The organism is Pseudomonas sp. S60, assembly GCF_016647865.1.
GTDB lineage: Bacteria > Pseudomonadota > Gammaproteobacteria > Pseudomonadales > Pseudomonadaceae > Aquipseudomonas > Aquipseudomonas parafulva.
In genome coordinates, this window is sequence record NZ_JACVVH010000002.1 from 96,550 (window position 1) to 122,021 (window position 25,472).

Genomic DNA, 25,472 nt, shown 5'->3' on the forward strand with positions numbered 1-25,472 from the left:
ACGAAACGGATTTTTCCTCATGCTAGTCGTCCGCGCCCTTGCCCTACTTCTTGCGCTCTCCGCCCTAGGCGGATGTGCATTCGGTCAAAAAATTGACTACCGAGAATCAAGCCCTTACATATTCGCCAAATCGGATGCTACCGTTGAGATATCGGTTATCGATGAACGACCATATATCCTGAGCGCAAGCAAGAGTCCAACCTTCGTAGGCAGGATCAGAGGTCTCTACTACAACCCTTTCAACGTCAACACGGTGTCCGGGAAGCCTCTGTCATCTGACATTCAAGAAGCCCTTCGCAGAGCCTTTGATCGAGCGTCTATTCGCAGCTCGGATGCATACTCTCCATCCAGATCTGCCCCCGGCCAGAGGCTTCTGGTGTTGAAGGTCCGGGAGTGGAAAATGGACGCCTATATGAAGGTCAGATTCGATTACGATATTTCAGGTTTGGTAATCGACGAGAACGGCCGAGAAGTCGCGACCAAGAGCGCCAAGAGCAGCGGGCCAGTGGCTGATTTGATATCAGCCGGATCCGATGCTTTGAGCACTGTAGTCAATTCTGAAGAGATTATCGGTGCGCTTTCCCCTTCATCACCCGCTAAGCAATCCGCTACCCCCGCCCCGAAAGCCCCTGCAAACCAGGCTTATGATCAGTGCATGCGCAGGGTCGGGAAAATATCTGACCCGACGCTTCGCGCCTCATCTATGAGCATGTGCGACGACATTGACTAAAGCCGATACGCTCTTCAAGCCCGCCGCCGAGCGGGCTTTTTCGTGCCTGAAGAAAAGGGCCAGCATCGAAGGGTAGCCAGGCACTGGCTATCTATAAACATTTTGTGTTGACTTGTTTATAAACGTATTGTTTACTGAGCTTATTGAGTCGCTGAAGCGATCCAACAGGGTCCCCACCCTGAGCTCTTTAAAAACCAGATGAACGCCGAGCTGGCCGATGCATAGCCAGCGGACGTACCGCGCAACGGTACGCAGCGATTCGACCTCATGTCGGCGCTGGGCACAGGAGACCTCATTCGGAGGGCGTAGCTGGAGAGGCTGCGTGGTAGCGAGTAAGCGTTTGGCCTTGGGACCATGATCCCGTGTCGTGCTGAAAGCCACTAACGGGAAAGCGACCGTTGGCCTGTGCAAGGAGAAGGAATTACCGGTCCGCCGCGTGTGGGCCGGATGCTCTCCAGGTGGCCCTACTCCAGGACCACGCGGAGAGCAAAGAGATAGCAATCATCGGCGCTTACCAAGGCTGGGGGCGCCTCCTCTTACGAAGTGCACTTTCGCGAAAGGGGTTGAGCGATCTGGGCCGGTTTGAAGATAGGTCTCATCCAAATCTTTGGCGCATGCCTTGCACATGCTTGGTGGGTTATCCCACTTTGAATGGATAGCGAACTTCGAGCTGCAGCGCCAACAAACCCGTTCTATCCAATGTCCATCCGCAGGGCTAGCCGACAACGACGCGCGATTCTGTGCGCTGTTCGGCTTCTTTCCGCTCTTTTTGGATTTCTTGATGGCTGCGTTGACCGCCTTACGATTCAGCTTCTTTTTGCTGCTGTCTTTGGCTATCTCGCGAAGCTCCAAGATCCTGTTCAGCAGCTTGAATTCGTTCCTGAGTTCCACCGTCAGATGATCCTCATCCGATGGAGGTTTTGGGTGTTTCGACTCTTTCAGCTCCATGGCATTCGCCTCCTGATCGCATCGCCCGAGATTACCAGCAGCAAATTGCCACCACCATCCCCGCAGGGCTCTGGTGCGATCAGGTGTGCCGCAATAGAGCGGCATCCAAGCGGCGCGCATGCCTCGACAGATGCAGGAAGCGCGATACCGGGTGAGCGACCGGGGCCTGAGAGATGAATGATTCCACTGATGCAGCTTGGCGACAGGCTGCATCAGTGGAATCAAACAGGAGCTGCACCGTGATGATCACCTCGAAACAGAAAAAGACTTTGCTACCGCTGGCGGTATTCGTTGCCTCCTGCGCTTGGTATTCGTGGCTCCTCGGTGGGCCTTGGTTCTTCCTTGCCATTCCTTCAATGATCGGCTCGTTTATTGTCCTTCTGATCTGGAGCATCGACGCCTGGTTGCGGGTAGCAAAAGACTGGTTCAACCGGGACGGCTGGAAGTAGCAGACGATTCCCCGGTGCGCCTCAAGCGGGGCGCATCAGGGGGAATCCACTGGAGATGACCGGAAATGACCACGAGCAACCAGGACGAACTGTTTGAGGCACTCAAAACGGCAAAGCAAGAACAGATCGCCGCCACAGGCGAAGTTGGCCGCCTCGAGGAAGAGCTAGCAAAGGCCGTGGATCGCCAATACGAGTGTGGGATGGCAGTCGCCAGAGCTCTGGACGCGATCGTGAAAGCAGCCGTAGAAAACTGCCCCGCCTAGATTTCACTGGCTGGCCTTGGCGACAGGGCCAGACGGGAAAACAACCGCCCTGGAGGGCAAACAGATGCGCAACATCAACCAGTTCCGCAAGCCAGGTGAAACCACAGAGCAGTTCCGTTCCCGTCGCGCTCGCGGCGTCTGCGTGAACATTCAGAGCTGGATTCAAGAGCAGCGCGAGCTGTTCGGCCTATCGAAGGGATACGCCGATCGCCCGAGCATCCGTGCGCAGTGGGACAAATATCGCGCCCAGTACTTCGATCGCCTGGCCCTTGCGAAACCTCTTCCGTAGACAACCAGCGCCACGTCAGCCCTGACGTTAACTGCCCGATGCCCTGCGCCCCATCGCAGGCTGCATCGGGGTGTGATCTGAGTACCGTCTCCCAGCGCGAGAGCAATGGGCGGCAAACGTCATGCAGATCACACCCCGATGCAGACACATCGTAAAGCGCATCAACGCAAGCCTTATAAATCGTAAAGCGCTCCCAGCTGAGTATTAGCAGCATCCCCTTCTCTTCACATACGACCGCATTGGCAGGCGCCAGGCTGGCTTTTCACGCCCAGTTTGGTCACTGCGCCTGGCGTCTGACCAATGCGGTTGCTGAGGACAATCATGGAGACGATCACACGCGGCAAATGGAGGGGCCACCTCGGAATGCTTTTAGCGCCCAGAGAACTAGAGGCCCTGCTTTGGGTTGCACAAGACCTCACGACCAAAGAGATCGCTCGCCTAATGGAGGTAACTCCAGGGACTGTGGCCAACGGGATCGAAAGGGTCATCCACAAACTCAAGGCGAAGCGTCGCATGGACGCAGTGATGAAAGCCTGGGATCAGAAAATCATCAGCCCGCTCTGCATCGTGCTGGCCAGCCTCATCGCCATGCACTCGACCTTCAACGACAACGACCCCATGCGCCGCGACCGCCGTGCACCGGAGCGCCGCACCGCTCAAGTTCGAATCCTTCGCCGGGCTGAAAGCCTGGAACTTCACGCCTGAAACAAGGAGCCCCACCATGAACGCATCCATCCGCAACAGCCGTAAGCAGTACGAGCAGGTTCAGCAGGAGGCATTGGCCGCATCCGCGCGCTTCCGCAGCAACTCCCGCTTCTACGTCCAACCTGCAAGCGGTAACAGCTGGGCAGTGGTCGGCGCCACCGACAACCGCTTGTATGGCCAGCGCCGGCGCTACTTCGACGCGGTGACCTACGCCGAGAGCCTCGAGCGCAAAGTCAACGCCAAGTCGGCACCGGTCATCACCGTCACACCGTCGGATGAGGTTCGCACCCGCTGGACCGCTCTGTGGGCCCTGGTGCTGATCGTCATGGGTGGAGCGTTCTCGTCATGAGCCGCGGCGTTAACAAGGTCATCCTGGTCGGCACGCTTGGCCAAGACCCCGACGTCCGCTATCTGCCCAACGGCAACGCTGTGACCAACCTCAGCATGGCCACCAGCGAGCAGTGGACGGACAAGCAATCAGGCCAGAGGGTAGAGCGCACCGAATGGCACCGTGTCGTGCTGTTCGGGAAGGTGGCGGAAATCGCCGGGGAGTACGCCCGTAAGGGCTCCCAGCTTTACATCGAGGGCAAGCTGCAAACCCGCGAGTGGGAAAAGGATGGCATCAAACGCTACACGACCGAGGTGCACGTCGATATGCGCGGCACCATGCAGCTGCTCGGTGGCAGACCGCAGGGCCAGCAGTCTGGTCAGGCACCCGATCGGCAGCCGCCACAGCAGCGCCCGGCGCGTCAGCAGCAAAACCAGCAGTCCGCGCCACCGGAAAACGACAGCTTCGACGACGATATACCTTTCGCGCCTCTCCACTACCTGGCTGGTGCCTAGCCATGATCGCAACCATGTCCCAGGCCGTGGCAGCCGTGAAGTACGCGGCCGCCATGGCCAGGTCTACTGGCAAGCCCTGGGGAGTTTACCGAGGCAACAAGCGGCTGTTGCTTGTGATGCCTGCGGAATCGACAAACAAAACACCAATCGAGACCTGCAACCCTTGAGGCCTATTCGAAAGTTAACCCAGCATCGCCGGCGCCAGCAGCACCTGAACCTGCCGCCAAGCGGGCTCACCGAAGATCGAGGAGTTGCACCGCATGAGAATCGACCTTCCTGGCCAATTCGACCTGCCGATACAGGTTGCCCACCAGTCACCACCAGCACCTGAAGGAAGCCGAGAAGATCTGGCCCTTCGAATCGCCAAAGCCTTGGTCAAGTACGAAGCCCGCCCATCTTCTGCCCTCTGGATAGAAATTCAGGCCTGTGCCAAGGCCATCCTGAAGTAACGCCCACCGAACGATAAATTAACCGCCACCAGTCATGGAGGGCGGCTCACACCCTGGAGAAAGTCATGACCCAATCTGCACTGCAATCCATCGCCGCCGCCGACCTACCAGAGCGGGGGCAGCCACTGGCGGGCGGCATCTTCGTCACCCGCTACTGGCTGAATGGCCAAGAACGTGCCCTGGTGCTGCTGCCGGACGAACTGAGCGGCAAGTGGGGCGAGTACGGCGTCGAGATCAAAGGAGCCAGCAGCTACAGCGACGGCGAGGCCAATACACGCGACATGGCCGAGGCCGGCAGCGAGATCGCCGTCAAGGCACTTGAGCTGGGAGCGTTCATCCCATCCTGTTTGGAGGGACAGCTGGTAATGGCGGCCAAGGCTGATGGCCTGGTGACCTTGCGCGAGGATCGATTCCACTGGCTGAGCTCGCAGTTCTCCGCCAACTACGCCTACATCGTGGACTTTGAGGATGGCTGGCTCAACAACCACGTCAAGTTCATCGAGCGTCTCGTCCGCCCCGTCCGCAGCCTCATCCTTCAGTAATTCACCCATTCATTCCTTTCTCTGCAGGCGATTCCGGGTTCGTCAGGACGGCGATCAGACCAGAAGCGCGCCGGGAAGCGCCGGCCGCCTGCCCCCACCTTCATCAGGTACGACCTCATGGAAAACGCACCATTGATCGGTACGCTCAATTTCAACATCTCAGCCCCTGCTTTGAGTCCGCTGGCATCTGCCCTGGTCGGCGCCCTGCTCAGGGAGCGCGGTCACGAAGCGCCCGCCGCTCAAGAAGGCCTCAAGCCAACACCACCAGCCATTGGCGAATACTGGCCGGGCCAAGGCGGCATCTACGGAGGCCTGCGCCTTTACCCCGAAGGCATGTGTCACGTGATCTTTGCCGCCTCTGACGTAGGTAAACATGCCTTTGGCGACTACGGCACCGAGATCGAAGGCACCAACCAGGTAGATGGTCGCGCCAATACCGCCATCCTGCTCGAACGTGAAGGCAAGCATCCAGCAGCCATCGCGGCAGCTGGTTACACCGCCGACGGGCACAGCGACTTCTACCTGCCAGCCTCTGGCGAGCTGTATCACGGGTACCAGTACCTGCCTCAGGCGTTCGAGAAGGCCTGGTACGTATCGAGTTCGCAGTTCTCCGCCAACAGCGCCTACTACATGGGCTTTGAGGATGGCTGGCTCAGCCTCGGCGGCAAGGACGGCGAGCGTCTCGTCCGCCCCGTCCGCAGATTCCTTCAATAATTCGTTTATTCATTTCTGGGCGCCAGGCGCCCTCGCTTTTAGGAGGCCAGGATGGCCCTGCACACAGAGCTTGAGATCCACAAGGTGGCCGAGGAACTACTCAGCCTTTCGCTCGACCTGGTTCGAAACATCCCCCGCGACCTCAAGCAGGTCGTCGGCTCGAAAATCCGGGACGAATGCCTGCAAGCTCTGGTGCTGATAGGCCGCGCAAACATGGCGCGGGACAAGCTCCCGCACCTGAACCTCCTGCTCGAAAGCATCTGGATGCTGAACTACCTGCTGCGCGCCCTCACCAACAAGGGGCTCATCAGCAAAGGGCAGCATGCCAAGGCAATGAAACTCACGGCCTCCGTTGGCCGCCAGGCAAACGCCTGGAAGAAATCCGCAACCGCGTCCGTTGCTTGAGGGTTAAGGCCCTCCTGCCTGCACGCTGAATCTGGTCGTGCCGCTGATCTGTGATCACCGCCATGCGCACCACGGATACCGCCAGCAGGTGCTGGTGGGTCCGGCGCAGTCGTCAAGCTGAGGAATCGTCCTGGCGACGTAGATAGCACGATAGGTCGCAGTTCTCCGCCAACAACGCCTACAACATGGACTTTGAGGATGGCTGGCTCAACAACAACGACAAGAACAACGAGCGTCTCGTCCGCCCCGTCCGCAGATTCGCCCGTTGCGAGCTTCACCTTCGAGGAATTGGCCCAGGCCTACTACGATTGCCGGCGGCACAAGCGGAACACCGCGAGCGCCCGACGCTTCGAAGTGGACATGGAAGCAAATCTCCTCGACCTATTCGACGAGCTCCAGGCCGGAATCTATCGACCTGGCCGCTCAATCTGCTTTGTGGTCACCAGGCCAAAGGCCCGCGAGGTCTGGGCCGCCGACTTCCGCGACCGCATCGTGCATCACCTGTTGTACAACCGCATCGGCCCCGCTATCGAGCGCAGCTTCATAGCGGACAGCTGCGCCTGTATCCCCGGGCGCGGCACGCTGTACGCCGGCAAACGCATGGAGGCGAAGATCCGCAGCCAAACCCACAACTGGTCACGGCCTGGCTTCTACCTCAAGTGCGACCTGGCCAACTTCTTCGTGTCTATCGATAAGCGCGTGCTGGGCAGGCAGCTTGCCAGCCGCATCCAAGACCTATGGTTCAGAAACCTGGCCCTGCAGGTGCTCATGCACGACCCGCGTGAGAACTACGTCGAGCGGAGCGCGGCGCACCTGTTTAACCGGGTACCGCAGCACAAACGCCTAACCGCGCAGCCGGCTTACCTTGGCCTGCCCATAGGCAACCTCTCGTCGCAGTTCTTCGCCAACGTCTACCTCGACGCCCTGGACAAGTTCTGCAAGCACACCCTCAAGGCCAGGCATTACATCCGATACGTCGACGACTTCGTGCTACTGCATGAGTCGCCCCAGCAGCTGAACGATTGGCTTCGGCAGATCGAAGACTTCCTGCCCAGCCTGGGCGTCAGGCTCAACCCGTCGAAGACCATCCTTCAGCCGATTGATCGCGGCCTGGACTTCGTCGGGCATGTGATCAAGCCTTGGAGGCGCACCACTCGCAAGAAGTCGGTCGCCCAGGCCATAAAGCGCACCGCTGCAGCGTCCGCAGAGAACCTACGAGAGACGGCAAACAGCTATTTCGGCCTGCTTGGTCAAGCCAGTCATAGCCAGAAAGACCGTGCGGCACTGGCCAATCTAGTGCTCAGGCGCGGGCATGTGGTCAATAGCGCACTGACGCAGACCTATCCGAAACGATAAATCAACACTTATGCCGCATCCGGCCACGGAAGGCGGCGCATGCATGGAGATAGCCATGATCGGCACACCCTGCCACTACATACAGCGGCACTACCAAGTGCCGGCATGCATCGGCCGTCGCGTGCTCGCCTACGGCAAGCCAGGCACCATCACAGAGGACCACGGCCACTACATCGGCATAACGCTTGACGAGAGCGCGAAGCGCCGCGCCGGCCGCTACCACCCAGTTGACGGAATCGAGTACGGCGACATGGTCGAGAAGCTGCCCAAGCCGGCTCGCAGCAGCAACTACGACAAGTTCCAGAACGAGGACATCGACTGCTACTTCCACGAGTTCCTCTGCATCATCAAGCCAGAGGTTGAGATGCGTGGCGGGTGTAGAGAATGGCGTGACGGAGGCTTCCACCAGGTGCCGCGCGAGTTTCGCATGTACCGCACGACGCACGCGCTCGACCATCTTGCCCGCGCCAGCGTCACCGGCGACTGGGCGCCGACCGTGAAGGCGGCCAAGGCCAGCTACAAGGAAGCGCTGAAGAAGGCGCCGAAGCCATACCGGCGCTGGGACAGCGAAGCCGAATTTCGCGCCTACCGCGACGCCTACTACGACCTCTGATCGTTACGCGCTGCCCGCCAGCGCCTTCCCCTATTCAACGATAACGCCTGCCCGGCGAGGAACAACCATGCCCATCACCTATGGAAGCGTCTGCAGCGGCATTGAAGCTGCGACCGTAGCCTGGGAGCCGCTCGGGTGGAAAGCGTCTTGGTACGCCGAGATCGAGCCATTCCCCTGCGCAGTGCTGGCTCATCACTATCCGGACACACCGAACCACGGCGACATGACCCGTCTGGCTGCCCTGGTGCTGTCCGACAAGATCCCGGTGCCCGACGTGCTTGTCGGCGGCACGCCCTGCCAGGCCTTCAGTGTGGCCGGCATGCGCGAAGGTCTGGCCGATCCCCGCGGCGCCCTCACCATCAAATACGTGGAGCTGCTCGATGCAATTGACCATGTTCGAACAAAGCGCGGCGACCCCGAGGCCGCCTGTGTCTGGGAAAACGTCCCCGGCGTCCTCTCCGACAAGGGTAACGCGTTTGGCTGCTTCCTCGGCGCCCTGGTGGGCGAATCCGCAGAGCTCAAGCCGCCAGGGGGCAAATGGAAGGACGCTGGTTGTGTGTATGGACCCACGCGAACAGTCGCATGGCGGGTTCTGGATGCCCAATATTTCGGCCTGGCCCAACGACGCCGCCGTGTGTTCGTTGTCGCAAGTGCTCGAGCAGGGTTCGATCCCCTCGAAGTACTTTTTGAGCGCGAAGGCCTGCGCCGGGATACTCCGCCGCGCCGAGGCGAGGGGCAAGACCTTGCCGGACGAGCTCCATTCGGCCCTGCGCTCCAGTGCGGATGCGGATACGTCTTCGGTTTAGACCTGGGCCAGTACGGCTGCCCGAACTGCGAGGGTGACGAAGGGCCCGCGGTTGAGGTGCTTGCCGGAGTTCCTGCCTACGGCGGCCACAGCCTTCAGAGCGATGTCAGTCAGGCCGCTACGCTTACGGCCAAGGACACACGCCTTGATATGGAAAGCGAGACATTCTGCGTGGCACCCACGCTCGACGCGAGCTTCGGCCGACTACAGGGCTGCAGCGGCCAGGATGCGAATCATGGCCATGGCCACCTGGTTGTGCACGGAACTCAAGATCCCGATGTATTGAATGGCCTGAGCCACCCTCTGGGAAGAAACAACGGTCAAGAAAACGCGATCCTGGTCGAACCCAGTCCCGGGTTTGAGACGGTTGCCACCTTGGACGCCAGAACACAGGGTGGAGGGTTTCCTGGAACAGACGGAGCCTGCGGTGGCCATGTGATTGCTGCGTTCGCTGAAAACTCTCGCGCGGAACTCCGATACGAGGCCGGAGACGGCTCGATCGCCGGAACACTCAGTGCAGGGGGGGGGCAAACCAGGACAAGGCGCGCCTTCCATACAGCATGGCCAGGCCGTTCGCAGGCTCACCGCGCGCGAGTGCGAATGGCTCCAGGGCTTCTCCGGCGACCACACCCGAATCCCCTATCGCGGCAAGCCAGCCGAGGAATGCCCGGACGGGCCGCGCTACAAGGCGATCGGAAACAGCAAGGCCGTGTTCGTCGTCCGCTGGATCGGCCGACGCATCCAACAACAACTTGAACGTCTCGCTTGAGGTATCCCCATGCCCACAGAAAACCGATCCAGCAACACAGAGATGGTAAGCGTGCCGCCATACATTGGCCTGGAGCCGCTGGTTGGACTTTACTACCCCGCCCAATGCCGCCGTTGCGGTTGGGTTGGCAGCTCCGAAGAATTGACCGAGGACGATGCCCAGTGCACACGCGACATCGGCGATCGCCTGTGCCTGGGCGACTGCGATGAACTCGGCCGGGATGATCTGCTTGGTATCATTCAGGCGATGGCCAAGGCATCCCAGCACCACCAGGGCGAGCCGGTGGCTTGGCGCGGCATAAACGAGCTCGGCGATATCGTTACCGAATGGATAGATGGCGCGCCACCAGAGGCCATGGTTGACCTATGCGGACAACCCGCCAGCTTTGCAAGTCTTGAGCTGGCCTACACCCACGCCGACCCTGCCGAGGTTGAGCGGCTGCATGCCGATTTATCCAAGGCGATAGGGATTCTTAAAACGCTGGCATCTGGAAGAGGCTTGAGCCGTGCGGAACTTGACGAGTTTCTATCTGCCAGCGCAGAACCACAGGTGAAGTGGTGAAAACTCACTTCGCGCCATTCACCGACCTGGAAGATATCGGACAGGCCCCATGCGGTACCTGGCTGGGCGAATCCCCTGAGCTGTCAGGCGACTGGGCCAAAGTCGACTGCCTGCTCTGCCAGAAACGCAAGGTCAGGATCATCACAGCCGCCGCTGATGAAGAGCGCTTCATCGTCGAGCAGATGGGCAACATGGCGGCATTCATGCGAGCTCAAGCGTAACCGCCCAAGAGCACATCTGTACCTCACCCCGCTGTAACCCCTCTCCCCTCTATTCACTGCCGCGATATGGCGGCAAAGGCGAAGCTATGTCTCAAGCAAAGGAACGCCCGATCCTGTTCAGCGGACCGATGGTCCGCGCCATCTTGGAAGGACGGAAGAAAGCCACACGACGCCCGGTGAAGCCAGGCTTCCCGTCTTCAGTCACCGAGGTGTTCCCCTACGCGGGCGCGCCGCATGTATGGATGCCAGCATTGCAGTCGGGCGAGCCTTGGTACGAACAGGTGCGCGAGTGCCCATACGGCCGACCAGGTGACCGACTGTGGGTGCGCGAGACATGGGGCGTCATCAGTCACGACTTCGACCAGCAGGGAAATGCGGCCGATTGGGAGCCCGATCGCCCTGCGAAGGCTATCCGCGAAATGCGGTTCGGGCGCGGCTATTACTCAGGCCACATTGTCTACGCGGCAGACGGCCCCTGCGAATGGGCAGGTGACGAGGATGGGGGTGGCGATCCACGGTCAGCATGGAAGCCCAGCATCCACATGCCCCGCGTGGCCGGCCGCATCCTGCTGGAGGTCACCGACGTGCGTGTCGAGCGCCTGCAGGATGGCGAGGGCGAGACGGATTTCGAAAGCCGCTACGTCGCCGAGGGCATACACCGCATTCACCACGGCGATGGCGAACACTACTACCACCCATTCAAGAGCGATCCTGGGCCGGGAAACTGGGCCGATCCCTTCGACGCTTGGCGCGAGCTCTGGGTATCCATCAACGGGGCCGACTCCTGGAACGCCAACCCCTGGGTCTGGGTCATCGAGTTCAAAAGGATTCAGCCATGATCCGCCTCGCCCTCTGCCTCCTGCTGCTGGCCACCGGCGCCAGCGCAACCGAGAACGTCATCGACGTGCAGCACGACAGCCAGCGCGGCGTGACCTGCTACCTCCTGAATGGGATCGGCATCAGCTGCATCCCCGACAGCCAGCTGCAGGCAGGCAACGAGCGCCAGCTCTCCCCGCACGAAACCCAACCCGAACCTACACCCGCACTGGCGCCTGGGCGCTGGATTGATGAGAGGTACCAACTGTGAGCGAATTCACGGATACACAACGCTTGGATTTCATGCTCAGCAATTGCCGAAAGGTGGTGGTAGAGGTTCTGCCATTCGGGGGGCGAGATGTTTACGTGGAAGAAGGCTTCATGGGGACAAAAACCTATGGGGCAGTTCGCCTCACCAATCCTTCCGATCAGGAGGAAGAACAGGCGAAAAGGATGGCAATCGATCTAGCTCTGAAGGTGAAGCCATGACCGACCTGATCGAAGTGAAGACGGCAGAACTGAGCGGCGAAGCTCTGGCCTGGGCTGTTGCGAAAGCGGAGGGCCTTGAGCCGCGCCTGGAATCACCGCACTACGGCAACGGCTGGCGTGTGTTCTGCGATACCACGTTTGGGAATAGCAAGCGCTACAACCCGCAGGAGGACTGGGCGCTGGGCGGCCCGCTGAAGCTCAAGCACCGCATCGGAGACGGTCCGATACACGGGGGCTGGGTTGCGCACCCCAGCAGGCCAAACGAACCCACAGACTGGCTTGAGGCCGCAGAGCCTTTGACTGCGATCTGCCGCGCCGTCGTCGTAAAGATCACTGGATGGGCAGTCCAGGTGCCTAAGGAGCTGATGCCGTGAATCGAGAAGCATTAAAAGCGCTGGCTGAGCGTGTAATGAATGACAGGCAATTCTGCTGGGACGCACAACACCGGTTTCTGGCCGAGGGCGTGCTTGCTCTTTCCGCCGAGAGCGAAGCGCTGCGCAAGGACGCCGAACGCAGCAAAAGCATGCTGTTGGACGCCTGCGTGCAGATCGGCTCTATCGGCGAGGCCATGGGCCTGGATATGGATGCCGACGCAGACATGATGATCGGCACGGCCCGCGACCTTGTGTCTGGCATGAACCGCATCATTCAGGTATGCCCTTTGGGCTCGCCGGGCTTCGCCATTGCAACCGAGGTAATGGGCGAACTGGGCGTAACGCAGGATGCTCAAGAATGATCGTCCTCGCCTACATGGCCTACCTGATCTACAGGGGGCCGAGATGAGCCGATTCATTGCCGTGGTTCACGGATGGCACGTCGACAGCAACGGATTCAACGTGCATCAGCTGACCGCAACCAACCAGAAAGATGCAGATGACGAAGCATGTCTGCTTTCTGCACGACGCAATGCCACCTTCGACCGCACCGCCTATGTGACAGTCGAAATCGACGACCGAGAGCACCTTCCCCGCCGCCTCACTTGGCGAGAACGGCTGACTGGCCGCATCGATTAATCCCTTCTTAGCCCGCCACGCAGCGGCACCATATCGGCGACCACGCCGAATAGTTATCCTCAATCATCATTCAAGCCCGCCGCAAGCCGCGCGGGGGAGGACCACCTATGTCTGAACGAAAAACGATGTGCATCTACCATGGCAACTGCGCTGATGGATTCGGCGGCGCCTGGGTCGTTCGCAGGGCCTTGGGCGACCAGGTCGAGTTTGTGGCCGGCGTGCATGGGCAGGAGCCACCTGATGTCACCGACAAAGACGTGATCATCGTCGACTTCAGCTACAAGTACGACGTGCTAGCACGGATCAGCTGGAAAGCCCGGAGCATCATCGTCCTGGACCATCATAAATCCGCGGCTGAGGACCTCGCGAAGTTCCCGCCTTTCCATGCCGGCATTCGGCTAGATGGCCGGCGCGCCGACGGGTCAACCGCGCTGGGCTGGGAAAGCGCGCACACTTTCATGAGCTCGCAGAACTCACCGGCGATAGCCTGCTGCTTTGACATGCATCGCAGCGGCGCCATGCTGGCCTGGGATCACTTCTTCCCGGGGCAAGAGCCTCCGATGCTGCTGCGCCACATCGAGGACCGCGATCTTTGGCTGTTCCAGCTGGACGGTACCCGCGAGATTCAGGCCAACCTGTTCAGCTATCCCTATGACTTCGAGGTCTGGGACAAGCTCATGGCCGCCGACGTGCAAACCCTCCGCTCCGACGGTGCAGCGATCGAGCGTAAGCACCACAAGGACATTGCCGAACTGGTCGCCGTTACCAAGCGGCGCCTCGTCATCGCCGGGCACGATGTGCCGGTGGCCAGCCTGCCGTACACGCTCACCAGCGACGCCGGTCACCTCATGGCCCAGGGCGAGCCATTCGCCGCGTGCTACTGGGACACCCCAGAAGGACGCGTATTCAGCCTGCGCAGCACCGATAAAGGTCTAGACGTTTCGGAAATCGCCAAGCAGTACGGCGGTGGTGGCCACCGCAACGCCTCCGGTTTCCGCGTGCCCTTCGGCCACGAACTGACCAAGTAATACCCCCCTTTCATTTGGCGCCGGCGCTAATAGCTGCCGGTCGAGGATCTCCTATGTCCGCAATAAACCGTTTCCACGAAGTAGCCAACGATGCGCTGGTGCAGATCAGCGACCACCTGGTGCCGGGAGCCAAGCTCACCCTGGCCATCTACGTACCAGGCGAACCTGAGCAGGACATCGTCCTGATGGGACCTGGTGTCGCTGCTGATGAGGTCGTGAACACCCTGCGGCGACGTGCCGCGCTGGGACTTGATGGCGATAACACCTACAAACGTGGGGTATGCGATGTAGTCGTTGGGGCCATGGCAGCAGGGAAACAGAACAATAACCGGCCGCCCGAGGGGCACTGGGGCCAGCGGTTTTGGGACATCGGCCGGGCTGAGGGTGCGCTGCAGCAAGAACTGACTCAGGCACTCCGCATGGCCCGCAAAGAACTAGACGCCTGCCAGCGTGTGATCCACTACGCCGGCGGATTCGACCCGGCCTACGTCAATGACGCCCAGGCAGCCATCAAGGAAGCCGACTCGGTACTGGACAAAATCCCCGCCTGACTAACCTGCCGCCACCGGCGGCGTGGAGACCATCATGTGCAAAGTCACCCTCGATGAATGGGCGCACGATCACTTCAGAACGCCGCCCAGCAGCAACACTCTTCGCCGTTGGGCCCGTGAGGGCCTGATCACCCCGGCCCCGGTAAAGCACGGTCGCAGCTACTATGTTGAGGCCGATGCCTGCTACCGGGAGCCAGAGCCGCTGCCCCGAGTTCCAGTGGGCAGTTCCCTTGTTAATCGAATTGCGAGTGCACGATATGGCGCCCAGGCCGCGTAATCCTGGATCAAAGGACCTACCGCCCAACCTTTACAGAAAGACCGACAAGCGTAACGGGGTCACCTACTACACGTACCGCGACCCCGTGAGCAATCGGATGTTTGGCCTGGGCAGCGACAAGGCAAAAGCGATCGCTGAGGCGGTCTCCGCCAACATGGCCCTGCAGGTCGCGCCGCCCACCCTGTCAGCGCGCATAGCGCCCGAACCGAGCGCGCCTGATCGGAAATTCAGCGAGTGGATCGTCGAGTACTTGGCAGACCTGAAGGACCGTGAGCTTTCAGAATCGAGCATGCGCAACCTTCGTATGCGATTGAACCGGGTCGAGAAAGCATTCGGAGAGCGCGATATCCGCACGCTGACGACCATGGACATCGCGGATTACCTATCGACCTACGTCAAAGAGGGTAAAGCCCAGATGGCCAGGGCTATGCGCTCCCTACTGCGCGACCTGTTCATGGGGGCCATGGCCAGGGGCTGGGTCGACGCCAACCCAGTCGAAGCTACCAAAGCCGCACGAGTTAAGATCAAGCGCCAGCGCCTGACGCTAGAGCTGTGGAAAGCGATATATGAGGAGGCTGCACAGCCATGGCTCAAGCGCGCCATGGAGCTCGCTCTTATAACCGGTCAGCGCCGTGAGGACATTGCTTCATTCGTTTTCAGGGATGAGGTGGACGGATTCCTGCAGGTCGTCCAATCGAAGACGGGGGCCAGGCTAAGGATCAGCACCAGCGTAACACTGGAATGCATCAGCCTGAGTCTGGGTGAAGTGATACGGCGTTGCCGGGATCGAGTGTTGTCGAAGCACCTGGTGCACCACCACCGGACAATCAGCCGCGCAAAGGCGGGATCTCCCATCATGCTCGACACAATCAGCAAAGAGTTCGCGGCGGCGCGTGACAGAGCCGCTGCGAAGCTTAGGCTCGACATGGGCGCCAGCCCGCCAACCTTCCACGAACAGCGATCATTGGCTGCCCGGCTGCATGAGGAAGAGGGTCGAGATGCACAGCGACTGCTGGGTCACCGTTCGGCCAAGATGACCGATCTATACCGTGACAGCCGTGGCGCTGAGTGGATCGATGTCGCATAATCCTGCGACTAATTTTTGGGAGATATTGGGGAGGTTTTGGGGAGGAATCCCAGCCCCTTTAAATTCAATGACTTACACTCTTTACGGCATCAAAGCCTGCGATACCATGAAAAAAGCACGAACCTGGCTCGACGACCAGGGCATCGTCTACGAATTCCATGACTACAAGACCCAAGGCATCGACCGTGACAGCCTGAACCGCTGGTGTGGCGAACACGGCTGGGAAGTCATCCTCAACCGTGCCGGCACCACCTTCCGCAAGCTGGATGACGCCAGCAAGGCAGACCTCGACCAGGCCAAGGCCGTCGAGTTGATGCTGGCCCAGCCGTCGATGATCAAACGCCCGGTGCTGGACCTTGGCGCGCGTACGCTGGTGGGCTTCAAGCCCGACCTTTACGCAGCGACCCTGGCCTGACCACCCCCTATTTCGCACGAGGTAATTCCATGTCCAATACTCTGTTCAGCCTGGCCTTCGGTGTCGGCTCCCAGAACCGCCAGGGCGCCTGGCTGGAAGTGTTCTACGCACAACCCCTGCTCAACCCGAGCGCTGAACTGGTCGCAGCCATCGCCCCGGTACTGGGCTATGAAGGCGGCAACCAGGCGATCGCCTTCAGCAATGCCCAGGCCGCACAACTGGCCGAAGCCGTGCGGGGCGTGGACGCAGCCCAAGCGGCACTGCTGACCCGCCTGGCCGAGAGCCACAAGCCGCTGGTCGCCACGCTGCTGGCCGAAGACGCCGCTCTGGCTTCCACGCCTGAGGCATACCTCAAGCTGCACCTGCTGTCGCACCGCCTGGTCAAACCCCACGGCGTTAGCCTGGCGGGTATCTTCCCACTGCTGCCGAACGTGGCCTGGACCAACCTGGGCGCAGTCGACCTGGCCGAGCTGGCCGAGCTGCAACTGGAAGCGCGCCTGAAGGGTGAGCTGCTGGAAGTGTTTTCGGTAGACAAGTTCCCGAAAATGACCGACTACGTGGTACCTGCCGGCGTGCGCATCGCCGACACCGCCCGTGTGCGCCTGGGCGCCTACATCGGTGAAGGCACCACCATCATGCACGAAGGCTTCGTCAACTTTAACGCGGGCACCGAAGGCCCGGGCATGATCGAAGGCCGCGTCTCGGCGGGCGTGTTCGTTGGCAAGGGCTCAGACCTGGGCGGCGGTTGCTCGACCATGGGCACGTTGTCGGGTGGCGGCAACATCGTCATCAAGGTAGGCGAAGGCTGCCTGATCGGCGCCAACGCAGGTATCGGCATTCCGCTGGGCGATCGCAACACCGTCGAAGCCGGCCTCTACATCACCGCAGGTACCAAGGTGAACCTGCTGGACGAGAACAACGAGCTGGTCAAGGTGGTCAAGGCCCGCGACCTGGCCGGGCAGACCGACCTGCTGTTCCGTCGCAACTCGCTCAACGGTGCAGTGGAATGCAAGACCCACAAGTCGGCCATCGAGCTGAACGAGGCGCTGCACGCGCACAACTGAAAACCTGACAAGGTTTGAAGTGTTAAGATCGGGTCTGGTGCACATGCGCCAGACCCGATTTTCATTCCAGGCCCCGCGAACATGCTCCAGCCCTCCCCCTGGCGTGCCGATTTCCCCGCCATCGCCGCTCTGCAACGCCAGCACCAGACTTACCTGGACAGCGCCGCTACTGCCCAAAAACCCCAGGCGCTACTCGATGCCTTGGCCCACTACTACGGCAACGGTGCGGCCAATGTGCACCGGGCCCAGCACCTGCCGGGCGCCCTGGCAACCCAGGCGTTCGAGACCAGCCGCAACAAGGTGGCGGCCTGGCTCAATGCCGAGCAAGCCAGCCAGATCGTGTTCACCCACGGTGCGACATCAGCGCTCAACCTGCTGGCGTATGGCCTGGCGCATCGCTTTGAAGCGGGCGAAGAAATCGCCATCAGTGCCCTTGAACATCATGCCAACCTGCTGCCCTGGCAGCAGTTGGCCCAGCGCCGCAACCTGCGCCTGGTGGTACTGCCGGTGGATGCCAGTGGTCATATCGACCTGGAGCAGGCGCTGCAACTGATCGGCCCGCGCACCCGCGTGCTGGCTGTCAGCCAGTTGTCCAACGTGCTGGGCACCTGGCAGCCGCTGCAAGCACTGTTGGCCCATGCCCGTGCGCAAGGCGCGATAACGGTGGTGGACGGTGCTCAGGGCGTGGTGCATGGCCAGCACGATGTGCAGCGGTTGGGGTGCGACTTCTACGTGTTCTCCAGCCACAAGCTCTACGGGCCCGATGGCGTCGGGGTGCTGTACGGGCACAGCCAGGCGCTACCCCTGCTGAAGCATTGGCAGTTCGGCGGTGAAATGGTGCAAGTGGCCGACTATCAAAGCGCCAGCTTCCGCCCTGCACCGCTGGGGCTGGAAGCCGGTACGCCGCCTATTGCCGGGGTGATCGGCCTTGGGGCAACCCTCGGCTACCTGGGTAGCCTGGACGCTTCGGCGATCAACGCCCACGAGGCCACCTTGCACCAGCATCTGCTGCGCGGCCTGGCCGAGCGCGATGGCATACGGTTGGTGGGTGCGCCCGACACGGCACTGGCCAGCTTCGTGGTGGAAGGCGTCCACCACGCTGACATCGCCCACCTGCTGACCGAGCAGGGTATCGCCGTACGGGCCGGCCACCACTGTGCGATGCCCCTGCTCAACGGGCTTGGGCTGGACGGTGCCATCCGTGTTTCCTTGGGGATGTACAACGACGGTGACGACCTGCAACGGTTCTTCAGCGCGCTGGATCAGGCACTGGAGTTGCTTCGATGAACTTGCCGGAGCAGGCGCAGCAGGCGCTGGATACGTTTGCCCAAGGCAAGGGCTGGGAGCAGCGGGCCCGCTTGCTGATGCAATGGGGCGACCAGCTGGAGCCTCTGACAGCCGCCGATAAAACCGAAGCCAACCGGGTGCATGGGTGCGAAAGCCTGGTGTGGCTGGTGGCAGAGCAGGTGGATGGGCGTTGGCGGTTCAAGGCCAGCAGTGATGCACGCCTGTTGCGAGGCCTGCTGGCCTTGCTTCTGGTGCGGGTACAAGGCCTGGCGGTTGCAGACCTGGCGGGGCTCGACCTGCGCGACTGGTTCAGCCAGCTGGGCCTGGAGCGCCAGCTGTCGCCATCGCGCAGCAACGGGCTGCATGCGGTGGTGCAGCGGATGGCGGAACTGGCCTCTGGCCGCTGATCGCCACCTACGGGGCGGGGCGCTCGGAGGGGCGGCGGGCGCCGGCTACCAGCTTCTCCACCGCCTTGCTCGCCGCCACCATGCCGAAGGTGGCTGTCACCATCATCACCGCACCAAAGCCACCGGCGCAGTCCAGCCGCACGCCCTCACCCACGAAGCTTTTCTGCAGGCACACACTGCCATCCCCTTTGGGATAACGCAGCTGCTCGCTGGAAAACACACAAGGCACACCGTAGTTGCGGCTGACATTGCGCGAGAAGTTGTAATCGCGGCGCAGGGTTGAGCGCACCCGCGAGGCCAGCGGGTCGTTGAAGGTCTTGTTGAGGTCGGCCATCTGCACCTGGGTTGGGTCGATCTGCCCGCCCGCGCCACCGGTGGTGACCACGGCGATCTTGCGGCGGCGGCACCAGGCGATCAGCGCCGCCTTGGCCATCACGCTGTCGATGCAGTCGATCACGCAATCCAGGTGCTCGGTGATGTATTGGACCATGGTGTCACGGGTGACGAAATCGGCCACCGCATGCACCTTGCACGCCGGGTTGATCGCGCGCAGGCGCTCGGCCATGACGTCCACCTTCGCCCGGCCTACCTGCCCCTCCAGGGCATGGGCCTGGCGGTTGGTGTTGCTGACGCAGACATCGTCCAGGTCGAACAGGGTAAGCTCGCCCACGCCACTGCGTGCCAGCGCCTCGGCCACCCACGAGCCTACGCCGCCTATCCCCACCACCGCCACGTGGGCCTGCTGCAGGCGTTGCAACCCCTGGTCGCCATACAACCGGGCGACACCGGCGAAGCGTGGATCCTCTGTACTCATGCTCAACCCCCAAAAAACCGGCGCGCAGTATAAGCGAGCCTGCCCTCAGCCTGCACCGTTAGGAAAGATCCTATCAACCCTGCTTTAATGTCCTATCACCTCGACACATATGGACGACAATGTCTTCACGTAAATTCGGCCTGAACCTGGTTGTGGTCCTGGCCATCGCCGCGTTGTTCACCGGCTTCTGGGCGCTGATCAACCGCCCCGTTTCGGCGCCTGCGTGGCCTGAGCAGATCTCCGGCTTCTCCTACTCGCCATTCCGCCTGGGGGAGAGCCCGCAGAAAGGCCAGTACCCCGACGACAACGAGATGCGCCAGGACCTGGAGCAGTTGAGCAAACTGACCGACAGCATTCGTATCTATACGGTGGAAGGCACCCAGGCCGATATCCCGAAGTTGGCCGAGGAGTTTGGCCTGCGGGTCACCCTGGGCATCTGGATCAGCCCCGACCTGGAGCGCAACGAGCGGGAAATCGCCACAGCCATCGAGCTGGCCAATACCTCGCGCAGCGTCGTGCGTGTGGTGGTCGGCAACGAGGCGTTGTTCCGCGAAGAGGTCACCCCGGAAAACCTGATCAAGTACCTGGACCGGGTGCGCGCTGCCGTTAAAGTGCCGGTGACCACCAGTGAGCAGTGGCACATCTGGAAGCAGAACCCGCAACTGGCCAAGCATGTCGACCTGATTGCCGCGCACATCCTGCCGTACTGGGAATTCGTGCCCATGAAGGACTCGGTGGAATTCGTGCTGGACCGGGCCCGTGAGCTCAAGCACCAGTTCCCGCGCAAACCCCTGCTGCTGTCGGAGGTCGGCTGGCCCAGCAATGGCCGCATGCGCGGTGGCGCCGACGCCACCCAGGCCGACCAGGCGATCTACCTGCGCACCCTGGTCAACACCCTTAACCGTCGAGGCTTCAACTACTTCGTCATCGAGGCCTATGACCAGCCGTGGAAAGCCAGTGACGAAGGGTCGGTAGGCGCCTACTGGGGCGTGTTCAACGCCGAGCGCCAGCAGAAATTCAACTTCGAGGGCCCGGTGGTGGCGATCCCGCAGTGGCGCGCCTTGGCGGTAGCCTCGGTGGTGCTGGCACTGATCGCCTTGATGGTGCTGTTCATCGACGGTTCTGCCTTGCGCCAGCGGGGGCGCACCTTCCTCACCTTCATCACCTTCCTGTGCGGGTCGGTGCTGGTGTGGATTGCCTACGACTACAGCCAGCAATACAGCACCTGGTTCAGTTTGACGGTAGGCGTGCTGCTGGCCCTCGGGGCGCTGGGCGTCTTCATCGTGCTGCTTACCGAAGCCCACGAACTGGCCGAGGCGGTGTGGATCCACAAGCGCCGCCGCGAATTCCTGCCTGTGCAGGGCGACAGCCCCTACCGGCCCAAGGTCTCGGTGCATGTGCCGTGTTACAACGAACCGCCAGAGATGGTCAAACAGACCCTCGATGCCCTTGCCGCACTGGACTACCCCGACTACGAAGTGCTGGTGATCGACAACAACACCAAGGACCCGGCTGTGTGGGAGCCGCTGAAGGCCCACTGTGAAAAGCTCGGCGAACGTTTCAGGTTCTTCCACGTGGCACCGCTTGCCGGTTTCAAGGGCGGCGCCCTGAACTACCTGATTCCGCACACGGCCAAGGACGCCGAAGTGATTGCCGTGATCGACTCGGACTACTGCGTGGACCGCAACTGGCTCAAGCACATGGTGCCGCACTTCGCCGACCCGAAGATTGCCGTGGTGCAATCACCCCAGGACTACCGCGACCAGCACGAGAGCGCGTTCAAGAAGCTGTGCTACAGCGAGTACAAAGGCTTTTTCCACATTGGCATGGTCACCCGCAACGACCGGGACGCCATCATCCAGCATGGCACCATGACCATGACCCGCCGCAGTGTGCTGGACGAACTGGGCTGGGCCGAATGGTGCATCTGCGAGGACGCCGAACTGGGCCTGCGGGTCTTCGAAAAAGGCCTTTCGGCAGCCTACGCCCACAACAGCTACGGCAAGGGCCTGATGCCCGACACCTTCATCGACTTCAAGAAGCAGCGGTTCCGCTGGGCTTATGGGGCCATCCAGATCATCAAGCACCACGCGGGCGCCCTGCTGCGCGGCAAGGGCAGCGAACTGACACGGGGCCAGCGCTACCACTTTTTGGCCGGCTGGCTGCCCTGGATCGCCGATGGCATGAACATCTTCTTCACCGTCGGCGCGCTGCTGTGGTCGGCTGCCATGATCATCGTGCCGCACCGGGTGGACCCGCCGCTGATGATCTTTGCCATCCCGCCGCTGGCGCTGTTCTTCTTCAAGGTGGGCAAGATCATCTTCCTGTATCGCCGCGCAGTCGGGGTTAACCTCAAGGACGCCTTTGCGGCTGCGCTGGCCGGGCTGGCGCTGTCGCACACCATCGCCAAGGCCGTGCTGTATGGCTTCTTCACCAGCAGCATGCCGTTCTTCCGCACGCCAAAGAACGCCGACAGCCATGGGTTGCTGGTGGCCATTTCCGAGGCACGGGAGGAGCTGTTCATCATGGTGCTGTTGTGGGGCGCAGCCTTGGGCATCTACCTGGTGCAGGGGCTGCCAAGCTCGGACATGCGTTTCTGGGTGGCGATGTTGCTGGTGCAGTCGCTGCCGTATCTGGCGGCGCTGGTGATGGCGTTCCTCTCGTCGCTGCCCAAGCCTGAGGAAAAGGCCGTGCAGGCGCAGGAAGGTTGAGATTGGGGGCTGTTTTGCAGCCCGATCGCCGCAGTTCGTCGTCACGACGGGCCGGGGCGATCGGGCAGTGAAGGCTGACACCATTTGATATAAGATAACGCCCCTCAGATTTCCCCGCCTTGCCTTGCCCCGGAGTTACCCATGACGGCCCACGCCGACCTCTCGCCTACCCTTCAACTGGCCTGCGACCTGATCCGGCGCCCCTCGGTCACCCCCGTTGACGCCGATTGCCAGGCGCAGATGATGCACCGCCTGGGCGCCGTGGGTTTCCACCTTGAGCCGATGCGCATCGAAGACGTCGACAATTTCTGGGCCACTCACGGCAACCAGGAAGGCCCGGTGCTGTGCTTCGCTGGCCATACCGACGTGGTGCCGACCGGGCCGGTGCAGCAATGGCAGCATGAACCGTTCGATGCACTGATCGATGCTGACGGCATGCTCTGCGGCCGCGGTGCTGCCGACATGAAGGGCAGCCTGGCCTGCATGGTGATCGCCAGCGAACGCTTCGTGCAGGACTACCCGAACCACCGCGGCAAGGTGGCGTTCCTGATCACCAGCGACGAAGAAGGCCCGGCCCACCACGGCACCAAGGCGGTGGTCGAGCGCCTGCAGGCGCGTAACGAGCGCCTGGACTGGTGCATCGTCGGCGAGCCGTCCAGCACCCGCCTGCTGGGCGACGTGGTGAAAAACGGCCGGCGCGGCTCGCTCGGTGCCAAGCTGACCGTGCGCGGCAAGCAAGGCCATGTGGCCTACCCACACCTGGCGCGTAACCCTATTCACCTGGCCGCACCGGCACTGGCGGAGCTGGCCGCCGAGCACTGGGACGAGGGCAATGCCTTCTTCCCGCCCACCAGCTTCCAGATCTCCAACCTCAATTCCGGCACTGGTGCCACCAACGTGGTGCCGGGCGAACTCTACGCCCTGTTCAACTTCCGTTTTTCCACCGAATCCACGGTAGAAGGCCTGCAAGCGCGGGTAGCGGCGATTCTCGACAAGCACCAGTTGGACTGGTCGGTGGAGTGGGCACTGTCGGGGCTGCCGTTCCTCACCGAGCCAGGCGAGCTGCTCGACGCCGTGGCGGCCAGCATCAAGGGCGTCACCGGCCGTGACACCGTGCCCTCCACCAGCGGCGGCACCTCGGATGGCCGCTTCATTGCCACCATGGGCACCCAGGTGGTGGAGCTCGGCCCGGTCAACGCGACCATCCACCAGGTCGACGAGCGAATCCTGGCCAGCGACCTCGACCTGCTGACCGAGATCTATTACCACACCCTGGTAAGGTTGCTGGCCTGATGCTCACCTGCCCACTCTGCCAGGCGCCGCTCAGCCAGCTGGACAATGGCGTGGTATGCCCTGCCGGGCATCGCTTCGACCGCGCCCGCCAAGGCTACCTGAACCTGCTGCCGGTGCAGCACAAGAACAGCCGTGACCCGGGTGACAACCAGGCCATGGTCGAGGCCCGTCGCAACTTCCTCGACGCCGGCCACTATGCGCCGGTCGCCAAACGCCTGGCGGAGCTGGCCAGCGAGCGGCAACCCGGCGCCTGGCTGGATATCGGCTGTGGCGAGGGCTACTACACGGCCCAGCTTGCCCAGGCGCTGCCGGATGCCCAGGGCTATGCCCTGGATATCTCCCGTGAAGCGGTAAAGCGGGCGTGCCGGCGTGCCCCAGCCGTCACCTGGATGGTCGCCAGCATGGCCCGGGTGCCGCTGGCAGACCAAAGCTGCCAGTTCGTGGCCAGCGTGTTCAGCCCGCTGGACTGGGCCGAAGCAAGGCGCGTACTCAGCCCCGGTGGTGGCCTGATGCGTGTCGGCCCCACCAGCGGCCACCTGATGGAACTGCGCCAGGCGCTCTACGATGAAGTGCGGCCCTATGCCGATGACAAGCACCTGGGCCTGGTGCCCCCTGGCATGGCCCATGCCCATGGCGAAACCCTGGAGTTCCGCCTGAGCCTGGTTGCCCCCCAGGCCCGCGCCGACCTGCTGGCCATGACCCCACACGGCTGGCGCGCCAGTGCCGACAAACGTGCGCAGGTGATCGAGCACCCCGCGCCATTCGACGTTACAGTGTCCATGCGGTACGACTATTTCGTGCGCCAAGACTGAGCACACCCGGAGCCTTCATGCGCCAACCTGATATCGAGATCTACCTGAGGGACGCGGACGTCGACCACAAGCAGCTTGCCCAGTGGCTGACCCAGGCAATAGCCCCTTGCAGTGACTGGCAGCAGAAAGGCCAGACCTTCAAATGCCAGGCCGGTAACATTCCAGTCACCTGGTTACCCAAAGCTGTGGGGAAATGGAACAGCCTTTACCTGGAAAGCGACCAGACGCCGTGGGCCGATGATGTGGCCTGCGCCCGCGCTGCTTTCGCTGCACTGGGCGTGGAAGTACGTTGCGCACCGGGCGGCTGGGTAGAGGAAGACGGCGAGGAAGACGCCGACCGGTGGGTGCGCATCAGTGCCGACGGTGAAGAAGAAATCACCTGGCGTACCTGACTGCACCACGCCTGTCGTGAAGCCTGGCCTGCCGGTCACACCGGCAAGCCCGCTTGCGCCACAAACCCTGCATTGCGTGGCTCAGAGGCCTACCACGTCCTCGGCTTGCAAGCCTTTCTGGCCCTCGATGCAGGCGTATTCCACGCGTTGCCCTTCGACCAGGGTACGATGCCCCTCACCGCGGATCGCCCGATAGTGGACAAACACATCCGCGCCGCCCTCGCGCTGAATGAAGCCGTAACCCTTGGCATCGTTGAACCACTTTACATTCCCAGTCTCACGAGACGACATCTGAACTACTCCGGATTTTTATTGTGAACGTCACCTTGCCGACCCATGACCGCATGCCTGGGT

36 protein-coding genes and 1 pseudogene are annotated in these 25,472 nt (G+C 61.7%); 34 read left to right on the forward strand and 3 right to left on the reverse strand.

Features of this window, described 5'->3' with window-relative positions:
• The first annotated feature begins 19 nt into the window (after positions 1-19).
• Positions 20-730, forward strand: a complete 711-nt coding sequence (locus tag IAE33_RS01380) for a hypothetical protein (protein ID WP_201161797.1) — start codon at positions 20-22, stop codon at positions 728-730.
• A gap of 501 nt (positions 731-1,231) precedes the next feature.
• Here the strand turns inward: IAE33_RS01380 and IAE33_RS01385 are convergent.
• Positions 1,232-1,678, reverse strand: a complete 447-nt coding sequence (locus IAE33_RS01385) for a hypothetical protein (protein WP_201161798.1) — start codon at positions 1,676-1,678, stop codon at positions 1,232-1,234.
• Positions 1,679-1,917: 239 nt separating this feature from the next.
• Between IAE33_RS01385 and IAE33_RS01390 the strand changes: the two genes are divergently transcribed.
• From IAE33_RS01390 to IAE33_RS01530, 29 genes and pseudogenes are all read left to right on the forward strand, one after another.
• Positions 1,918-2,127, forward strand: coding sequence for a hypothetical protein (locus IAE33_RS01390; RefSeq protein WP_201161799.1), 210 nt, complete (start codon positions 1,918-1,920; stop codon positions 2,125-2,127).
• A gap of 65 nt (positions 2,128-2,192) precedes the next feature.
• Complete coding sequence (locus IAE33_RS01395; protein WP_201161800.1) at positions 2,193-2,390, forward strand: hypothetical protein; 198 nt, start codon at positions 2,193-2,195, stop codon at positions 2,388-2,390.
• Positions 2,391-2,454: 64 nt separating this feature from the next.
• A complete protein-coding gene (locus IAE33_RS01400; RefSeq protein WP_201161801.1) occupies positions 2,455-2,679 on the forward strand; it encodes a hypothetical protein in 225 nt (74 codons plus the stop codon).
• Between the two features lie 321 nt (positions 2,680-3,000).
• Positions 3,001-3,384: a response regulator transcription factor gene (locus IAE33_RS01405; protein ID WP_201161802.1), complete on the forward strand. Its 384-nt coding sequence runs from the start codon at positions 3,001-3,003 to the stop codon at positions 3,382-3,384.
• Between the two features lie 16 nt (positions 3,385-3,400).
• Positions 3,401-3,733, forward strand: a complete 333-nt coding sequence (locus tag IAE33_RS01410) for a hypothetical protein (RefSeq protein WP_201161803.1) — start codon at positions 3,401-3,403, stop codon at positions 3,731-3,733.
• Positions 3,730-4,227, forward strand: a complete 498-nt coding sequence (locus IAE33_RS01415) for a single-stranded DNA-binding protein (protein ID WP_201161804.1) — start codon at positions 3,730-3,732, stop codon at positions 4,225-4,227. Before IAE33_RS01410 ends, IAE33_RS01415 begins: the two co-directional genes overlap by 4 nt.
• A 260-nt stretch (positions 4,228-4,487) precedes the next feature.
• Positions 4,488-4,676 carry a hypothetical protein gene (locus IAE33_RS01420; RefSeq protein ID WP_201161805.1) on the forward strand — a complete coding sequence of 63 codons (189 nt, stop codon included), beginning with the start codon at positions 4,488-4,490 and terminating at the stop codon, positions 4,674-4,676.
• Between the two features lie 65 nt (positions 4,677-4,741).
• Entirely contained in the window at positions 4,742-5,218 is a 477-nt protein-coding gene (locus IAE33_RS01425) for a hypothetical protein (RefSeq protein ID WP_201161806.1), read from the forward strand.
• Between the two features lie 117 nt (positions 5,219-5,335).
• Entirely contained in the window at positions 5,336-5,932 is a 597-nt protein-coding gene (locus tag IAE33_RS01430) for a DUF1566 domain-containing protein (protein ID WP_236405936.1), read from the forward strand.
• A 51-nt stretch (positions 5,933-5,983) separates the two neighbouring features.
• Positions 5,984-6,337: a four helix bundle protein gene (locus IAE33_RS01435; RefSeq protein ID WP_201161807.1), complete on the forward strand. Its 354-nt coding sequence runs from the start codon at positions 5,984-5,986 to the stop codon at positions 6,335-6,337.
• A gap of 198 nt (positions 6,338-6,535) precedes the next feature.
• On the forward strand, positions 6,536-7,693 hold the full coding sequence (locus tag IAE33_RS01440) for an RNA-directed DNA polymerase (protein WP_201161808.1): 1,158 nt from the start codon (positions 6,536-6,538) through the stop codon (positions 7,691-7,693).
• 55 nt (positions 7,694-7,748) lie between these two features.
• Positions 7,749-8,306: a hypothetical protein gene (locus IAE33_RS01445; protein WP_201161809.1), complete on the forward strand. Its 558-nt coding sequence runs from the start codon at positions 7,749-7,751 to the stop codon at positions 8,304-8,306.
• A 67-nt stretch (positions 8,307-8,373) separates the two neighbouring features.
• Positions 8,374-9,880 (forward strand): annotated as a pseudogene (locus IAE33_RS24855) (DNA cytosine methyltransferase).
• 9 nt (positions 9,881-9,889) lie between these two features.
• Positions 9,890-10,441 carry a hypothetical protein gene (locus tag IAE33_RS01455; protein WP_201161811.1) on the forward strand — a complete coding sequence of 184 codons (552 nt, stop codon included), beginning with the start codon at positions 9,890-9,892 and terminating at the stop codon, positions 10,439-10,441.
• Positions 10,438-10,662, forward strand: coding sequence for a hypothetical protein (locus IAE33_RS01460; protein ID WP_201161812.1), 225 nt, complete (start codon positions 10,438-10,440; stop codon positions 10,660-10,662). Before IAE33_RS01455 ends, IAE33_RS01460 begins: the two co-directional genes overlap by 4 nt.
• Before the next feature lie 86 nt (positions 10,663-10,748).
• Positions 10,749-11,501 carry a hypothetical protein gene (locus IAE33_RS01465; protein ID WP_201161813.1) on the forward strand — a complete coding sequence of 251 codons (753 nt, stop codon included), beginning with the start codon at positions 10,749-10,751 and terminating at the stop codon, positions 11,499-11,501.
• Positions 11,498-11,749, forward strand: a complete 252-nt coding sequence (locus IAE33_RS01470; protein ID WP_201161814.1) for a hypothetical protein — start codon at positions 11,498-11,500, stop codon at positions 11,747-11,749. Before IAE33_RS01465 ends, IAE33_RS01470 begins: the two co-directional genes overlap by 4 nt.
• On the forward strand, positions 11,746-11,967 hold the full coding sequence (locus tag IAE33_RS01475; RefSeq protein WP_201161815.1) for a hypothetical protein: 222 nt from the start codon (positions 11,746-11,748) through the stop codon (positions 11,965-11,967). Before IAE33_RS01470 ends, IAE33_RS01475 begins: the two co-directional genes overlap by 4 nt.
• Entirely contained in the window at positions 11,964-12,341 is a 378-nt protein-coding gene (locus IAE33_RS01480) for a phage protein NinX family protein (protein ID WP_201161816.1), read from the forward strand. The genes IAE33_RS01475 and IAE33_RS01480 overlap by 4 nt, the downstream gene beginning before the upstream one ends.
• 35 nt (positions 12,342-12,376) lie before the next feature.
• Entirely contained in the window at positions 12,377-12,703 is a 327-nt protein-coding gene (locus IAE33_RS01485) for a hypothetical protein (protein WP_201161817.1), read from the forward strand.
• A 43-nt stretch (positions 12,704-12,746) separates the two neighbouring features.
• Positions 12,747-12,980 carry a hypothetical protein gene (locus IAE33_RS01490; protein ID WP_201161818.1) on the forward strand — a complete coding sequence of 78 codons (234 nt, stop codon included), beginning with the start codon at positions 12,747-12,749 and terminating at the stop codon, positions 12,978-12,980.
• A 107-nt stretch (positions 12,981-13,087) separates the two neighbouring features.
• Positions 13,088-14,008 (forward strand): DHHA1 domain-containing protein, encoded by a 921-nt coding sequence (locus IAE33_RS01495; protein ID WP_236405945.1) that lies wholly within the window; start codon positions 13,088-13,090, stop codon positions 14,006-14,008.
• Between the two features lie 53 nt (positions 14,009-14,061).
• The gene (locus IAE33_RS01500; RefSeq protein ID WP_201161819.1) at positions 14,062-14,559 is read left to right on the forward strand and encodes a hypothetical protein; all 498 of its coding nucleotides are present in this window, start codon (positions 14,062-14,064) and stop codon (positions 14,557-14,559) included.
• Between the two features lie 34 nt (positions 14,560-14,593).
• A complete protein-coding gene (locus IAE33_RS01505; RefSeq protein WP_080667897.1) occupies positions 14,594-14,836 on the forward strand; it encodes an excisionase in 243 nt (80 codons plus the stop codon).
• The gene (locus tag IAE33_RS01510; RefSeq protein ID WP_201161881.1) at positions 14,817-15,923 is read left to right on the forward strand and encodes a phage integrase Arm DNA-binding domain-containing protein; all 1,107 of its coding nucleotides are present in this window, start codon (positions 14,817-14,819) and stop codon (positions 15,921-15,923) included. The genes IAE33_RS01505 and IAE33_RS01510 overlap by 20 nt, the downstream gene beginning before the upstream one ends.
• 67 nt (positions 15,924-15,990) lie before the next feature.
• A complete protein-coding gene (locus tag IAE33_RS01515; protein WP_201161820.1) occupies positions 15,991-16,338 on the forward strand; it encodes an ArsC family reductase in 348 nt (115 codons plus the stop codon).
• Positions 16,339-16,367: 29 nt separating this feature from the next.
• Positions 16,368-17,402, forward strand: a complete 1,035-nt coding sequence (dapD, locus tag IAE33_RS01520) for a 2,3,4,5-tetrahydropyridine-2,6-dicarboxylate N-succinyltransferase (RefSeq protein ID WP_028634914.1) — start codon at positions 16,368-16,370, stop codon at positions 17,400-17,402.
• Positions 17,403-17,483: 81 nt separating this feature from the next.
• Positions 17,484-18,689, forward strand: coding sequence for a cysteine desulfurase (locus IAE33_RS01525; RefSeq protein ID WP_201161821.1), 1,206 nt, complete (start codon positions 17,484-17,486; stop codon positions 18,687-18,689).
• Positions 18,686-19,096: a SufE family protein gene (locus tag IAE33_RS01530; protein ID WP_201161822.1), complete on the forward strand. Its 411-nt coding sequence runs from the start codon at positions 18,686-18,688 to the stop codon at positions 19,094-19,096. The genes IAE33_RS01525 and IAE33_RS01530 overlap by 4 nt, the downstream gene beginning before the upstream one ends.
• A gap of 7 nt (positions 19,097-19,103) precedes the next feature.
• Here the strand turns inward: IAE33_RS01530 and tcdA are convergent, their stop codons facing one another.
• A complete protein-coding gene (gene tcdA, locus IAE33_RS01535; protein WP_201161823.1) occupies positions 19,104-19,910 on the reverse strand; it encodes a tRNA cyclic N6-threonylcarbamoyladenosine(37) synthase TcdA in 807 nt (268 codons plus the stop codon).
• A 119-nt stretch (positions 19,911-20,029) separates the two neighbouring features.
• Between tcdA and IAE33_RS01540 the strand changes: the two genes are divergently transcribed.
• The 4 genes from IAE33_RS01540 to IAE33_RS01555 all read left to right on the forward strand — a co-directional run bounded on the left by IAE33_RS01540 (position 20,030) and on the right by IAE33_RS01555 (position 25,118).
• Entirely contained in the window at positions 20,030-22,621 is a 2,592-nt protein-coding gene (locus tag IAE33_RS01540) for a glycosyltransferase (protein WP_201161824.1), read from the forward strand.
• A gap of 141 nt (positions 22,622-22,762) precedes the next feature.
• Complete coding sequence (gene dapE / locus IAE33_RS01545) at positions 22,763-23,914, forward strand: succinyl-diaminopimelate desuccinylase (protein ID WP_201161825.1); 1,152 nt, start codon at positions 22,763-22,765, stop codon at positions 23,912-23,914.
• Entirely contained in the window at positions 23,914-24,726 is an 813-nt protein-coding gene (locus IAE33_RS01550; RefSeq protein WP_060481773.1) for a putative RNA methyltransferase, read from the forward strand. Before dapE ends, IAE33_RS01550 begins: the two co-directional genes overlap by 1 nt.
• 17 nt (positions 24,727-24,743) lie before the next feature.
• The gene (locus IAE33_RS01555; protein ID WP_028634907.1) at positions 24,744-25,118 is read left to right on the forward strand and encodes a hypothetical protein; all 375 of its coding nucleotides are present in this window, start codon (positions 24,744-24,746) and stop codon (positions 25,116-25,118) included.
• 81 nt (positions 25,119-25,199) lie between these two features.
• On the opposite strand, the gene IAE33_RS01560 is transcribed toward IAE33_RS01555, so the two are convergent.
• The gene (locus IAE33_RS01560) at positions 25,200-25,409 is read right to left on the reverse strand and encodes a cold-shock protein (RefSeq protein ID WP_028634906.1); all 210 of its coding nucleotides are present in this window, start codon (positions 25,407-25,409) and stop codon (positions 25,200-25,202) included.
• Positions 25,410-25,472 lie beyond the last annotated feature (63 nt).